This is a genomic window from Acidovorax sp., from assembly GCF_034519795.1.
GTDB lineage: Bacteria > Pseudomonadota > Gammaproteobacteria > Burkholderiales > Burkholderiaceae_C > Acidovorax.
Window position 1 is genome coordinate 1 of the sequence record NZ_JAXHOB010000005.1, and the last position, 13258, is coordinate 13258.

At 68.8% G+C, this 13258-nt stretch carries 11 protein-coding genes; 5 read left to right on the forward strand and 6 right to left on the reverse strand.

The genetic code is table 11. The annotated features are described in order from the left end of the window. Positions 1–454: 454 nt before the first annotated feature. A complete protein-coding gene (locus U5N23_RS05700) occupies positions 455–604 on the forward strand; it encodes a hypothetical protein (RefSeq protein ID WP_322591856.1) in 150 nt (49 codons plus the stop codon). A 45-nt stretch (positions 605–649) separates the two neighbouring features. Further along, on the forward strand, positions 650–1693 hold the full coding sequence (locus U5N23_RS05705) for an aminoglycoside phosphotransferase family protein (protein ID WP_322591857.1): 1044 nt from the start codon (positions 650–652) through the stop codon (positions 1691–1693). A 60-nt stretch (positions 1694–1753) separates the two neighbouring features. On the opposite strand, the gene U5N23_RS05710 is transcribed toward U5N23_RS05705, so the two are convergent. Continuing rightward, a complete protein-coding gene (locus tag U5N23_RS05710) occupies positions 1754–2269 on the reverse strand; it encodes a hypothetical protein (RefSeq protein ID WP_322591858.1) in 516 nt (171 codons plus the stop codon). A 361-nt stretch (positions 2270–2630) separates the two neighbouring features. Between U5N23_RS05710 and U5N23_RS05715 the strand changes: the two genes are divergently transcribed. Next, positions 2631–3059: a hypothetical protein gene (locus U5N23_RS05715; RefSeq protein WP_322591859.1), complete on the forward strand. Its 429-nt coding sequence runs from the start codon at positions 2631–2633 to the stop codon at positions 3057–3059. A gap of 27 nt (positions 3060–3086) precedes the next feature. Here the strand turns inward: U5N23_RS05715 and vapC are convergent, their stop codons facing one another. The 4 genes from vapC to U5N23_RS05735 form a co-directional block, all read right to left on the reverse strand. Further along, positions 3087–3488, reverse strand: coding sequence for a type II toxin-antitoxin system tRNA(fMet)-specific endonuclease VapC (gene vapC, locus U5N23_RS05720; RefSeq protein WP_322591860.1), 402 nt, complete (start codon positions 3486–3488; stop codon positions 3087–3089). After that, a complete protein-coding gene (locus U5N23_RS05725; protein ID WP_322591861.1) occupies positions 3485–3718 on the reverse strand; it encodes a type II toxin-antitoxin system VapB family antitoxin in 234 nt (77 codons plus the stop codon). Before U5N23_RS05725 ends, vapC begins: the two co-directional genes overlap by 4 nt. Positions 3719–3784: 66 nt before the next feature. Next, positions 3785–4411: a nucleoside-diphosphate sugar epimerase gene (locus tag U5N23_RS05730; protein ID WP_322591862.1), complete on the reverse strand. Its 627-nt coding sequence runs from the start codon at positions 4409–4411 to the stop codon at positions 3785–3787. 169 nt (positions 4412–4580) lie between these two features. After that, positions 4581–6440, reverse strand: coding sequence for a DEAD/DEAH box helicase (locus U5N23_RS05735; protein ID WP_322591863.1), 1860 nt, complete (start codon positions 6438–6440; stop codon positions 4581–4583). Positions 6441–6691: 251 nt separating this feature from the next. Here U5N23_RS05735 and ettA point away from each other — a divergent pair, with 251 nt between their 5' ends. Both ettA and U5N23_RS05745 read left to right on the forward strand, forming a co-directional pair. Further along, the gene (gene ettA / locus U5N23_RS05740) at positions 6692–8353 is read left to right on the forward strand and encodes an energy-dependent translational throttle protein EttA (RefSeq protein ID WP_322591864.1); all 1662 of its coding nucleotides are present in this window, start codon (positions 6692–6694) and stop codon (positions 8351–8353) included. A gap of 296 nt (positions 8354–8649) precedes the next feature. Continuing rightward, positions 8650–11289 (forward strand): DUF1631 family protein, encoded by a 2640-nt coding sequence (locus tag U5N23_RS05745; protein WP_322591865.1) that lies wholly within the window; start codon positions 8650–8652, stop codon positions 11287–11289. Between the two features lie 94 nt (positions 11290–11383). Here the strand turns inward: U5N23_RS05745 and U5N23_RS05750 are convergent, their stop codons facing one another. Then, positions 11384–13255, reverse strand: coding sequence for a glycosyltransferase family 39 protein (locus U5N23_RS05750; protein ID WP_322591866.1), 1872 nt, complete (start codon positions 13253–13255; stop codon positions 11384–11386). Positions 13256–13258 lie beyond the last annotated feature (3 nt).

A 13258-nucleotide genomic window follows, 5' to 3' on the forward strand; every position in this document is an offset into this window, starting at 1 on the left:
TGGGCGCCATTGTGGCGAGATTCCCCGCGCTCGGGCAGCACTCAAATGGGTGATGCGCCAGGCGCTCGAACAGCCCCTCAGAGGGCGTTGTGCTGCCGGTTCTCTTCTGCATCGATGAATTTACAAAGGGCTACACTCATCTCGCGCTCTGGCGGGAGGCACACGATGTTTTCGAGCAGGTGCGCGGCATCGTCAAGGTAGTGACCGCCGTGGCCGCTACACACCAGGGATGGACGGTTGCGAGCCCCTGCGCGAGATCCGCAAGGACAGGCGCTTTCGCACGCTGTCCATCTTGGCGCTCACGGCCAAGGCCATGCAGGGCAACCGTGAGAAGTGCCTGCAGGCCGGCCGCCAGCGACTACATCGCCAAGCCGGTGAACACCCACCAGCTACTTTCACTGATGCGTGTATGGCTGAGCCTCTGAGCCCGGGACCGACGGCAGGCCTTTAGCAGATGTGGGCCATCAGGGGCTGGGGGCAGGAGCAGGACATGCGCTGGGCGCGGGAGGCGGGCTTCGACCACCACCTGGTCAAGCCCGTCAGCCCGGAAACGCTCATCGGGATGCTCGCCGACCTGGCATCGGCGCTGGCCGCTGCGGGCTGAGGTTCGGCGACAATCACCCGCCGATCACCAGACCCCAAGGAACCATTGGACCCATCGATCCTCGCGCGCCTGCTGGCGCCCGCCTTTCTGGCCGCGCAAATCGAGCGGCACCTGCAGCTGGGGGGCGCCTCCCTGCGGTCCGCAACGCCCAGGGACATCGATGCCCCGGGCTACCTCTCCGACCTGGTGGGCGTGGTGCTGGACTGGAGCGATCCGGTCGCCAGCGTCCCGGCGCGCGCCGTGCTCAAGGTGTCGCACCCCGGCTACGGCCAGCCGGAGCTGCCGTTCTACGAGGGCATCGCCGCGCACCTGGGCAGCCCTGTCATCCCCCGGTTCTTTGCCGGCGGCGTGGATGAACCCACGGGGCGCACCTGGCTGCTGATGGAGGACCTGTCGGAGTCGCACATGCGGCCCAGCGAGGCCCCCCTGCCGCCAACCCTGGAGCGCAACGGGCAGATCGTCGAGGCGCTCGCGCGCTTCCACGCCGCAGGCCGGGATCTCGGCCAGGCGCCGGGCACGGGCGGCACCACGCTGTGGGACCGCCTGCGCGCATCGGACTGGCAGGACGGCGCCTGGCAGCGCCTGCAGGCCCAGGCCGGCGATGCGCTGGACGAGCGCACGCGGGACATGTATGCGCGGTTTCTCCCCGCGTTTGCGGAGCTCGTCGAGCGCGCCGACCAGTTCCAACACCGTACCCTCGTCCATGGCGACGCCCACGTCTGGAACTGGATGGTGCCACGCGACGGCAACGCGGCTGGGGTGGCCAAGCTCATCGATTGGGACGGCTGGCACCAGGGCGTGGGCGTGTGGGATCTCTCGTACATGATGGCGGTGCAGTGGGACCGCCGCGTGCGTGCGCGCTTTGAGATGCCGCTGCTCGACCGCTACCATGCGGCCCTCGTGGCCAGCGGAGTGTCCGGCTATCCGCGCGAGGCGCTGCAGCAGGACTACCGGCTTGCGGTGCTGCTGCACCTGCGCACGCCCCTCGCCCGGTTCGCGCGGGGCATGTCGGCCTATGTCTGGTGGCCCCAGATCGGGCGCATCGCCGATGCGGTGGAAGACCTGGACTGCCTGGATCTGTTGGGATGAAGCACGCCCCCACAGGCACACGGGCGCTGCCGGGGGCGCCGTTCCTGGTCTCGGTGGCGATCATGGCGGTCTGCGGGGGGCTCCTGGTCGGGCTGCGCGCGGTGCGGGGGCGGCTGGCAGGCTGAAGACCGGCCGGCGCCCGAGGTCCGGACCGCCCTGGCTTGCTCTGTGCGCCTTTGGCAGAGCGATCCTCCACACCACCAGGCCGCCCGCCGCGAACGACGCTGCAACCGCCGTGGCGGGCAGGGCACCGGTCCCCAGGGCGAGAAGGCCTGCGCCCACCAGGGCCGCCGGCAGGCCTGTCGCCACCGGCCAGCGCAGCAGGCGCAGCCGCGCCAGCAGGTAGAACAGCACTGCCTGGGCTGCCGCCACCACCAGGTACAGCAAGGGCCAGGCCATCAGGGTCGTGGTGATCGTGTGCGTGTAGCCGTCGTCGGGCGTGCCGTCGGGCCGCAGCAAGGGCAGCGAGGCGAACTCGATCACCACGGCCAGCAAGGGCACCAGCAGCGCCACGGCCGATCCGGCCAGCACGGCCTGGGTGAAACGGGCAAGAAAGGGGCGGGGTCGTGCTGGCATGGCTGCGAGGCTGTGAAGGTCCCGTGGATGGTGCACGATTGTTGCGTGCCGTGTCGCCATCCCTATGAGGTGGGAGTGAAGTTTTTCCAAAGGCCGGTTCGGTGCGAACCTTCGGGGCCCCTGCACATACGCCGCAGCGGGGCTGCCCGCCGTCATGCCTTGCGGCACAGGCCGCCATGCAGCGCTTGCATGGCCTTGTTGCTTTTTGTGCCGCGCGGCCCGGATGTTACGAAGGCTTGCATTTTTGGGCGGGGCGCGCGCCTATTCTCGGCCTCGATGTCCATGGAAAGCCAGCGCCGCGTACCGCGCGTTGCCATGGCGCATTGCAGAACAAGCCAATAACCCGAGGGAGAAGAACACCATGGCCCAGAACCACAACCGAACCACCATCGCCAGGGCCGCTGCTGCGGCCATCGCCACCGTGGCCGGCCTGCTGCCGCAGGCGCATGCACAAACGGCTGCAGCCGTGCGCGACGTCGCCGTCGTGGCCGAGGCCGATGGCCCGCAGGCCGCGCGCCTCGGCGCCCTGGTGACCGAGGGCATTCGCAAGAGCAGCTCCATGCGCTACAAGGAGCCCGCGTCCAAGGCGCAGCTCACCGTGCGCATCGCCACCATGTCGGCGCAGGACGCGGGCTCCATCGTCTATTCAGCAAGCTGGGTTTCCACCGGCAAGGACACCCTGATCGACCGGCAACTGGCCACCTGCGATGTGGAGCGCATCGCAGCCTGCGCAGACACGGTGGTGGCCAGGACGGATGCGGTGCGCGCGTCGCTGGCTGGCAAGAAGTAGGGCGGGTCGGTTGAGGGCAAATCCGTATCAGGCCACGGGAACCCAGTTGTCCAACTGCAGGCCGGGCACCTTGGCAAATTCGCGGCTGTTGTTGGTGACCAGCAGAGCCTGTTGGCTCAGGGCATGGGCGGCGATCATGGTGTCGAGCGAGCCAATGGGCGTGCCACGGCGCTCCAGATCGGCGCGCAGGTCGCCATAGGCCCACAGCGCTGCCTCGTCGAACGGCAGGATCGTGAGCGGGGCCAGGAACATCTCCAGCGCCTGGCGGTTGCGTGCCGAGCCGCTTTTGGCGACGCCATACGCCAGTTCTGCCGCCACCACGCTGCACAGCCCGATGTCGCCGAGCCGGTATTGGCGAAAGCGCTCCAGCACCGCAGGCGGCCTGGCATTGATGAGGTAGATGCAGATGTTGGTGTCCAGCAGGATCATGGGGTGATCTCTGCGCGCATCTGGTCGTCAGGCTGCTGGCGCTCCAGCACAAAGCCTGGCTCGAAAGCCGCCAGCCCTTGCTCCAGCGTTTGCCACGGGGCCTCGACCGGCAGCAGCAGCACGCCGTTGCCAAAGTGCTTGACGACAACCTCGGTGCCGGAAAAGCGGTATTCCTTGGGCAGCCGGACGGCCTGGCTGCGGCCTGACTGGAAAAGGCGTGCGGTGTCCATGGAGGGGCCCCTTCAGATGGTGATTATCAATGGTAGCTACCAAAAGCCGGCTCGTCAAAGCGACGGCTATTCCAGCGCCCGCCCCATCAACACCTGCACCTGCGGCACCCCCTCGGTTGGCCCCGCCTGCACGGCCCGCACCAGCGCCCGCGCCACGTCGGCGCCCGGCCGGGCGCGGTAGTTGGCGGGGATGATCGGGTCGAGCAGCTTGAAGGCCTGGATGGAGAGGGATTCGGCGGCGCGCGGCGCCTGGCCCAGGGCCTCGCGTTCGCCCAGCAGCAGGGAAGGGCGCGCGATCACCAGCGTGGCAAAGCCCAGGCTCTTGAGCACCTGCTCGACCTCGCCCTTGACGCGGTTGTAGAAGATGCGGGAGTGGGCATCGGCGCCCATGGCCGTGACCACGCCGCAGCGGGTGGCACCGGCTGCGAGGGCCGTGCGCGCCGTGGCGATCACCGCATCCAGGTCCACGGCGCGAAAGGCCTGCTGGCTGCCAGCGGCCTTGATGGTGGTGCCCAGCGTGATGTAGACATCATCCACGTGCGGCAGGGCAGGCACCACGGGCTTGGCGCCCAGAACGGCGAAATCCACGGCGTGCAGGTGCAGCCGTGGATGTGAAATGTCCGGCCTGCGCCGGCCGAGGGCATGCAGGGCATGCACCTCGGGTGGCAGCGCGCCGTTGCCGGGCGCTGCCATGGGGGATTGATCCCCGCCGTTGGAGTCCGCCCCCAATCCTTGGGACTGGCGCGGCCGAGGCGAGTGCTCCCGCGCAAGGGCCGCCCCGCCGCGCTGGGAGCGTCCCCCTCCCGACTCGTGCAACGAGTCGAGAGAGGGGGAAGGCGCGAAGCGACTCAGGGGGTGTTCTTCACCTGCCAAAAGAGCCGCGAGAACCGCCTGGCCCACGAGACCCGTTGCCCCGGCCACCAGAACCACCCGTGCCGCCTCCGCCATAGCCGCCACCTCCGCCGTTGCCGCCACGATAACCACCACCACCGCCACGGCGACCGCCGCCGCCCATGCTGTCCACGCTGGTACGCATCGGATCAGGCTGGCCACCTGCGCCGCCGCCGGCATGGCCGGAGCTGCGATGGCCTGGATTGGCGTGGCCCATGTGGGTGCCCAGGTGGGCATTGGGGCGTGGTGGCTGGTCGTCGTAGCGGTTGCCGCCACCACCACCTTCATAACCACCGCCGCCGCCACCACCGCCACCGGAACGGCTGCGTGCCGGGGCCTGGCCACCGGCGCGTGCGCCGCCGCCCTGGCCGCCGCCACCACCGCCAGCGCGTGCGCCGCGCGGGCCGTTGCCGCCACCGCCGCCGCCAGCCGAAGCACCGCCACCGGCGCGGCCACCACGGCCGCCGCCACCACCACCATTGCCACCGCCGGCAGGGCGGGGGCCACGGTCGCCGCCACCACCACCGCCGCCAGCACCCTGGCCGGCCTTGTTGGTGCGGATGCGTTCCATCATTTCGCTGCGGGCGGCCTTGGCGGCGGCCTGCATCACGTCACGGCTCGGGGGCTTGCCTGCGCCGCCCCAGATGGTCTGGCGGCCCATGGCGATGGGCTCGGCCTTCTCGCCTGGCTCGGGGCCGAAGCCGTCGATGACCTGCACGGGGATCTGCTGCTTGGTAAAGCGCTCGATCTCCATCATGAAGCCTTCTTCGTCCATGCAGACCAGGCTCACGGCCTCGCCGCTGTTGCCGGCGCGGCCCGTGCGGCCGATGCGGTGCACATAGTCTTCCGAGACGTTGGGGATTTCGTAGTTCACGACGTGCGGCAGCTCATCGATGTCGATGCCGCGCGCGGCGATGTCGGTGGCCACCAGGGCGCGGATGTCACCGCTCTTGAAGCCGGCCAGGGCCTGCGTGCGGGCGCTCTGGCTCTTGTTGCCGTGCAGGGCCATGGCGTTCACGCCGTTCTTGGTGAGGAACTCGGCCACGTTGTTGGCGCCGAACTTGGTGCGGGTGAACACCAGCACCTGGCTCCAGTTGTGCTGCTGGATGATGTGCAGCAGCACTTGCTTCTTCTTGCCACGGCCCACGGGGTGGATCACCTGGGTGATGCGCTGCACCGTGGTGTTGCTCGGCGTGACCTGGATGCTCTGGGGGTTCTTGAGCAGGGTGTTGGCCAGGTCGCGGATCTCGTCGCTGAAGGTGGCCGAGAACAGCAGGCTCTGCTTTTCGCGCGGCACCAGGGCCAGCACCTTCTTCACGTCGTGGATGAAGCCCATGTCCAGCATGCGGTCGGCTTCGTCGAGCACCAGCACCTGCACCGTCGACAGGTCCAGGAAGCCCTGTTGCTGCAGGTCCAGCAGGCGGCCGGGGGTGGCCACCAGAATGTCCACGCCGCGCTTGATGCGGTCGATCTGCGGGTTCATGCCCACGCCGCCGAAGACGACGGTGGAGTTGATATCGAGGTATTTGCCGTATTCGCGTACGGACTCTTCCACCTGGGCGGCGAGCTCACGGGTGGGGGTCAGCACCAGGGCGCGGATGCCCTTGCCGCCAAACTTGTTCTTGGGTGCAGCGCTTTGCGAAAGGCGGTGCAGCAGGGGCAGGGTGAACGCGGCGGTCTTGCCGGTGCCAGTCTGCGCGCCGGCCAGCAGGTCGTGGCCTGCGAGAACGGCGGGAATGGCCTGGGCCTGAATGGGCGTGGGGGTCTCGTAGCCCGTTTCGTGCACGGCCTTCAGGATGGCAGGAGCCAGGTTCAGTTCGTCAAATGTCATGTCGTTGAATGCGCCCATCCGGGCGCTGGGTATCGGCCTGTCGTACAACCGGGGGGTTGCCGAGCCAGTCTCAAGCCGACGAGGTTCAAGGGTGGGAGCCCAGAGGTTGGAATGCCTCTTTCGTCCCCAGCGGTGTGCTGATGTGGCGGGCAACTGGAGCCCGTCACGGTGTGTATTGTCGCATGGCCTGATAATCATGCCTTGAACGCAGAATTCTTCTGCCCAATTTCGCAGGTACAAGACTCAAGCAAATGGCCCAATACGTATTTTCCATGAACCGCGTCGGCAAGATCGTGCCGCCCAAGCGCCAGATCCTCAAAGACATCTCCCTGAGCTTCTTCCCGGGTGCCAAGATCGGCGTGCTGGGTACGAACGGCTCGGGCAAGTCCACCCTGCTCAAGATCATGGCCGGCGTGGACAAGGAGATCGAGGGCGAGGCCATCCCCATGGCCGGTCTGAACATCGGCTACCTGCCCCAGGAACCCCAGCTCGACCCCGACCAGACGGTGCGCGAGAGCGTGGAAGCCGCCATGGGCCGGGTGATGACCGCCAAGGCCCGCCTGGAAGAGGTGTACACCGCCTACGGCGATGAAAACGCCGATTTCGACGCCCTGGCCGCCGAGCAGGCCGAGCTTGAAGCCATCATCGCCACCGCTGGCACCGATTCCGAGCACCAGCTCGAGATCGCCGCCGACGCCCTGCGCCTGCCCCCATGGGACGCCAAGGTGGGCCTGCTCTCCGGCGGTGAAAAGCGCCGCGTGGCCCTGTGCCGCCTGCTGCTGTCCAAGCCCGACATGCTGCTGCTCGACGAACCCACCAACCACTTGGACGCCGAATCGGTGGACTGGCTGGAGCAGTTCCTGCAGCGCTACTCGGGCACCGTGGTGGCCATCACCCACGACCGCTACTTCCTCGATAACGCGGCCGAGTGGATTCTGGAGCTGGACCGGGGCTCGGGCATCCCTTACAAGGGCAACTACAGCGACTGGCTGACCCAGAAGCAGGCCCGCCTGGAGCAGGAGCAAAAGGGCGAGGAATCGCGCGCCAAGGCCCTGAAGAAGGAGCTGGAATGGTCGCGCCAGAACCCCAAGGCGCGCCAGGCCAAGAGCAAGGCCCGCCTGGCCCGCTTCGAGGAACTGTCGGACTTCGAGTACCAAAAACGCAACGAAACCAACGAAATCTTCATCCCCGTGGCCGACCGCCTGGGCCATGAAGTGATCGAATTCGAAAACGTCACCAAGTCCTTTGGCGACCGCGTGCTCATCGACAACCTGAGCTTCAAGGTGCCCGCGGGCGCCATCGTCGGCATCATCGGCCCCAACGGCGCGGGTAAATCCACGCTGTTCCGCATGATCGCCGGCAAGCAGGAGCCCGACAGCGGCACCGTCAAGATCGGCTCGACCGTGAAGATGGCCTTCGTGGACCAGACGCGTGACGACCTGTCGGACGACAAGACCGTGTGGGAAGACGTCTCCGGCGGCCTCGATATCCTGAACGTCGGCAAGTTCCAGATGGCCAGCCGTGCCTATTGCGGCCGTTTCAACTTCAACGGCGGCGACCAGCAAAAGAAGGTCGGCATGCTGTCGGGCGGTGAGCGCGGCCGTCTGCACCTGGCCAAGACCCTGATCGCGGGCGGCAACGTGCTGATGCTCGATGAACCCTCGAACGATCTGGACGTGGAAACCCTGCGTGCACTGGAAGACGCGCTGCTCGAGTTTGCCGGCACCATCATGGTCATCAGCCATGACCGCTGGTTCCTGGACCGCATCGCCACCCACATCCTGGCCTGCGAGGGCGACAGCCAGTGGACCTTCTTCGACGGCAACTACCAGGAGTACGAGGCCGACAAGAAGAAGCGCCTGGGCGAAGAGGGTGCCAAGCCCAAGCGCATGCGCTTCAAGGCGTTGAAGTAAGCTCCCCCTGAGGCGCTGCGCGCCACGGTGCCACCGCCAGAGGCGGCGGCCCCTGCACGGGGCGCCGGCATCGGGCGCGCAGGTTTCGGCGGCATTGCTCAGGGCTGGCGCTGGGGAAGGGCTTCCGCAGCCTCCCGCCGCTTGTTCTGCGATTGGAGCGTGGCTGAGAATGGTATGTAAAGACGCAAGCTGCCGCCCGTGTCCGCAGCGCCACCGACCAGCAGGGAATTGTGCAGATGCCCCTCAGGTCAAGTAGCATTGCAGCTGGAAACCTTTTTCCTATCCCCCTTCCCACCATGTCCCAGGCAGCGCCTTCTTCGAAAACCGTTTTCCGTGCCTGTGTCGTCAATGCAGTGCGCGGGGGCGAGGCGCTCATGGAAAAGCTGGTGGCGGTCACCCGCAACGCGCTGACCGCCGAAGAGAGCACGGTGCGCAACATCCAGCAGCGCAACCTGGCCAGCGACAGCCTGCGCCTGCTGGGCCAGCACGAGGCAGCGCTGGTCAAGGGCTACTCGATGGCCCTGCTCGAGATCTTTGCCGAAGGGCCGCCCGCCGCCGTCGGCAAAGCCCGTTCCGCAGACGATTCGCCCCTGGATTTCGGCGAGCTCTCGCTCATGGACGAGAGCGAGGTGCAAAACCAGGTGGAGCTGGCGCGTGCCCAGCAACTGGCCGCGCATGCCACCGAAGCGGTGCTGGCCGAGCTCAATACCCTGGTCAGCTCCGCCCAGGGCCTGCGCAGCGTGCAGCCCGAGCGCAATCCGTTGCGGCCAGAAAGCTACATCCGGGCCCTGCAGCAGGTGGTGGGCGAGACCGGCGTGAACGCCGAGGTGCGCGGGCTGTGGATGCAGCACATGCGCGACCTGCTGGGCAAGCTGCTGGTCGACGAATACAAGACCATGGTCAAAAGCCTGCGCGACAACGGCGTGGAGCCCGTGGGCTACGCCGTCGTCGGTGCGCCCGGCGCCCGCACGGGCTACGGCGGCCTGCAAGGCGGCGGTGGCGGTGGCTACGTGGGCCACAGCCACGGCGGCCCCATGGCCGGCCCCAGCGGCTATGGCAGCCCGGGCTACGGCAATACCGGCTATGGCAACACCGGCTACGGCCGCGGTGGCTATGGCGGCGGTGGCGCTGGCAACCACTGGAACGGCGACCCCAACAACAACTGGAGCGGCGAGGCCCAGGTACCCATGATGTCGCCCCAGGCCGCTGCTGCCGAAGAGGCGCTGCTCACCGTGGGCATCCTGCGCCAGATGCTGGCCGGTGGCGATCCGTTCGATCCGCGCTCCTATGGCGCCGTGGGTGGCGGCATGGGCGGCGGCGTGCCTTCGCAGCCCGCCGCCATGCAATCGGCCTGGGCCGGGGGTGGTGCCAGCGGTCCGGGCAGCATGCATTCGGGCCTGGGCGGTGCCTACCACCCCGGCAATGCGGTGGCCGAGGCCATGGAAGACATGGCCCAGCTCGAACGCCTGGTGGGCCGCCTGGCCGGCGTGCCGCAGGCCGTGCCACAAGTGGCGCACCCGGTACCCCAGGGCGGCTGGGCACCCACCACGCCTGGCACGGCACCCCAGCACCTGTACACGGTGCCTGGCATGCCCTACCAGCAGATCTACACCGTGCCCGTGGTGGCCCCGCACGACCCGCCGGCCATGGCCGCCGAGGTGGTGGGCCGCATGATGGAGAACATCGCCCGCGATTCGCGGCTGCTGCCCTCGGTGCAGCGCGCCGTGCAGAACCTGGAGCCCGCGCTCAAGCACCTGGTGCGCCGCGACCAGAGCTTCTTCACCGAGCCGGCGCACCCTGCGCGCGTGCTGCTCGACGAGATGACCCAGCGCAGCCTGGCCTTCCCCGACGAGAAGGCCCCCGGCTTCGCCCGCTTCATCCGCCTGCTCAACGAATCCGTGGGCTACCTGGCCGGCATCGAGATCAAGGACGCCACCCCGTTCGAGACCGTGCTCAAGGCCCTGCAGGCCGCCTGGAACTCGCAGGTGCAAAAGGCCAAGGCCCGCCAGGCCGAAAAAGACAAGGCCCAGCTGCTGGCCGAGCAGCGCGAGATGCTGGCCGGCAAGATCGCCGCCGACATCCGCAAGCTGCCCGACCTGGAGCGCGTGCCCGCCGACGTGCTCGACTTCGCCGCCGGCCCCTGGGCCGAAGTGGTGGCCCTGGCCCAGGTCTCGCAAGCCCAGGGCGGCGAGGACGACCCCGGCGGCTACCTGGCCCTGGTGCCCGTGCTGCTGTGGAGCGCCCAGCCCGAACTCACCCGCACCGAGCCCGACCGCCTGTCCGAAGCCATCCCCGGCCTGCTCGTCAAGCTGCGTGAAGGCCTGCAGACCATCGACCACCCGGCCGCCAAGACCAGCGCCTTCCTGGAGCGCCTGGTGGGCCTGCACCAGGACGCCTTCGAGCGCGCCAACTTCGCCAAGATCACCCTCGATCCCGAGGAATCTTCCCGTGCGCCGGACTCGCGCGACCCCATGGACTCCGTGGCGGCGGTCGCCGGCTACGACGACAGCGCCCAGGCCCTGGTGGACAGCGCTGCCCCGGCGGCGGCAGCCCCCGCTCCCGCCCCTGCCGAGCCCTATGCCGAATTCGTCGTGGGCGCCTGGGTCGAACTCATCACCAACGGCCGCGCCGTGCGCACCCAGCTCACCTGGACCAGCCCGCACGGCACGCTGTTCCTCTTCACCGCGCCCGACAACAGCACCCAGTCCATGACGCGCCGCATGCGCGACAAGCTGGCCGACGACGGCTCCCTGCGCGTGGTGCCCGCCCCCAAAGTGCGCCCCCCGGCGCCGGCCCCCGCGCGCGCAGGCGGCATCGCCACCACGCGCGGCAGCCTGCCGGCACCCCTGGAAACCGCGCGCGGCAAGCTCGGCAGCGCGCCCAGCAGCAAGCAGGCGCCGCTCGCGGGCAAGCCGTCGTCGTCCAAGGGGCGGTAGGCGGGGCACGGCCGGTCGGTGCCGTTTGCTGGGCGCAGGCAGCCTGCTGAAGAAGTGATCGGCCGGCGTGCCGCCGGCTGCGGAGCAGGGCAACTCAGCCTTGCTCTTTCTCCATCGTGCTCGGCGCAGGTATCAGCACATTGCCACAGCGCTTCTGGCCCTGCACCGGCAGCAGCAAAAACTGGTGCTCCTGGCCCGGCAGGTGGCCGGTGACCAGGGCGCACAGCGCCTCGCTGGCCGCCCGGGCGCTGGCTTCGTCGGCAAAGCCCAGCGTGGCGCGAAAGCCCGCGTGCAGCATGTCGGGCCGCTGGTAGGCCTGCACGATGTCGGGGCGCTCGGTGCTGACCAGTTCTTCCAGGCGGGCCTGGGCCTCGGGCGCAAAACCCGTGAATACGATCTTGCGGCCCGGCCCGATGGTCGGGGTCCAGCCCGTCACCAGCAGCTGCCGGCCGATCACGGCCACCGCGTCGATGGACCCGGCGTAGCCATGGGCCACGCGCGGCAGGGTCTTGCCCAGCGGCATGACGGCGCCGGCGTTGGCCAGCTGGGACCGGATGGCATCGTCCTGCTGCCCTGGCGGCAGGCTGGCGAGCGGCACCAGGCACAGGCACGCCTCGCTCCACACCTGGATGCGCGTGCGCTCGGCGGCATCGGCCGGTGGCGTGCGCAGCAGGGTCGGCCGGGCATGGGGCTGGCCCGGCGCGAGGATCCACTGCGCCGCGTGCGCGTTCATGATCATCGAGGTCATGGAGATGGGCGAGAAGAACTCGAACGGCGCCAGGATCTGCCCCTCGGGCGGCTGCATGGCGAAGGCGTAGTGCGCCTCGAACATGGCGTCGATGGGGCGATCATGCGCGCGCTGGGCCAGCGACTGCTGCGCCGCCGCCGCCACGAAGACGAGCAGGGCCGCCAGCTTCCAGCGTGCCAGGCGCGCAGGCCACTTCAGGCACCACAGCACGCAGGCGGCGGCCCAGGGCACCCACAGAAAGCGCGTGTAGGCCATCCAGTCCGCATAGGCCTGCACCGCGAACAGCAGCGGAAACACCACCACCACGGCGGCGGCGCCCAGGCCCACCAGCATGCGCGATCGGTCCGCAGCGGGCTGCGCCAGCACGCCCGCCACGGCGCAGGCCAGGCACAGCACAGCGGCTGCCACGCCCAGCAGGTTGGCGCCCAACAGGCCATCGGTCAGCACGCGCGCCAGCTCGGCAGCAAAGGCCAGCACGGCGCTCCAGCTGTTCAGGGCGTGCTGGTGGTAGCCGCCCACACCCGCAAACACGGCGATGCGCAGCGCCGCATACCCCAGCGCCACGGCCAGGGCCGGGGCCGCAAAGCGCCAGCGCGCCAGGCCGCGCGGCGCGCCCGCAGGCAGCGGCAGCAGCAGGTACAAGGCGATCCACGGCACATAGACCTCCTTGCACAGGGTCGACAGCAGGTAGAACGCTGCTGCTAGCAACGCCCAGCGCCACTGCGCCTTTCGCACGGCATGCACATAGGCCCACAGGCCCAGGCAGGCGAACAGCATGCCGTTCACGTAGTGCCCCGACATCAGCTGCTGGGCCATGTGCACGGCCGGGGCGCCCATCAGCAGCAGCGCCGCGGGCAGCAGCGCCTGCCAGCGCCCAAGCCAGTGGCGCAGCAGCAGGTACAGCGCGAACGCCGCGCCCGCCAGCGACAGCAGGTGGTGCAGGTAGTAGCCAAAGGGCTCCAGGCCGAAGAGGGCGTGGTTGACCTGGTAGATGAACAGGTTCCAGGGCGCGAACTGGTTGCCCGAGACGGCGCGCGTCACCTGCGGGTCCATGAACACCGACCAGGGGCTGTACAGGCCCAGGTAGAACAGGTGCTGGCCATCGTCCCAGCGCCAGGAGCCTTGCAGGGCGCTGCCATGCAGTGCAAACGCCAGCAGGCACAGCGCGCCCAGCACGGCCAGATCGGCTGCCCAGGCGGGTAGGGTGCGGGTTCTCATACG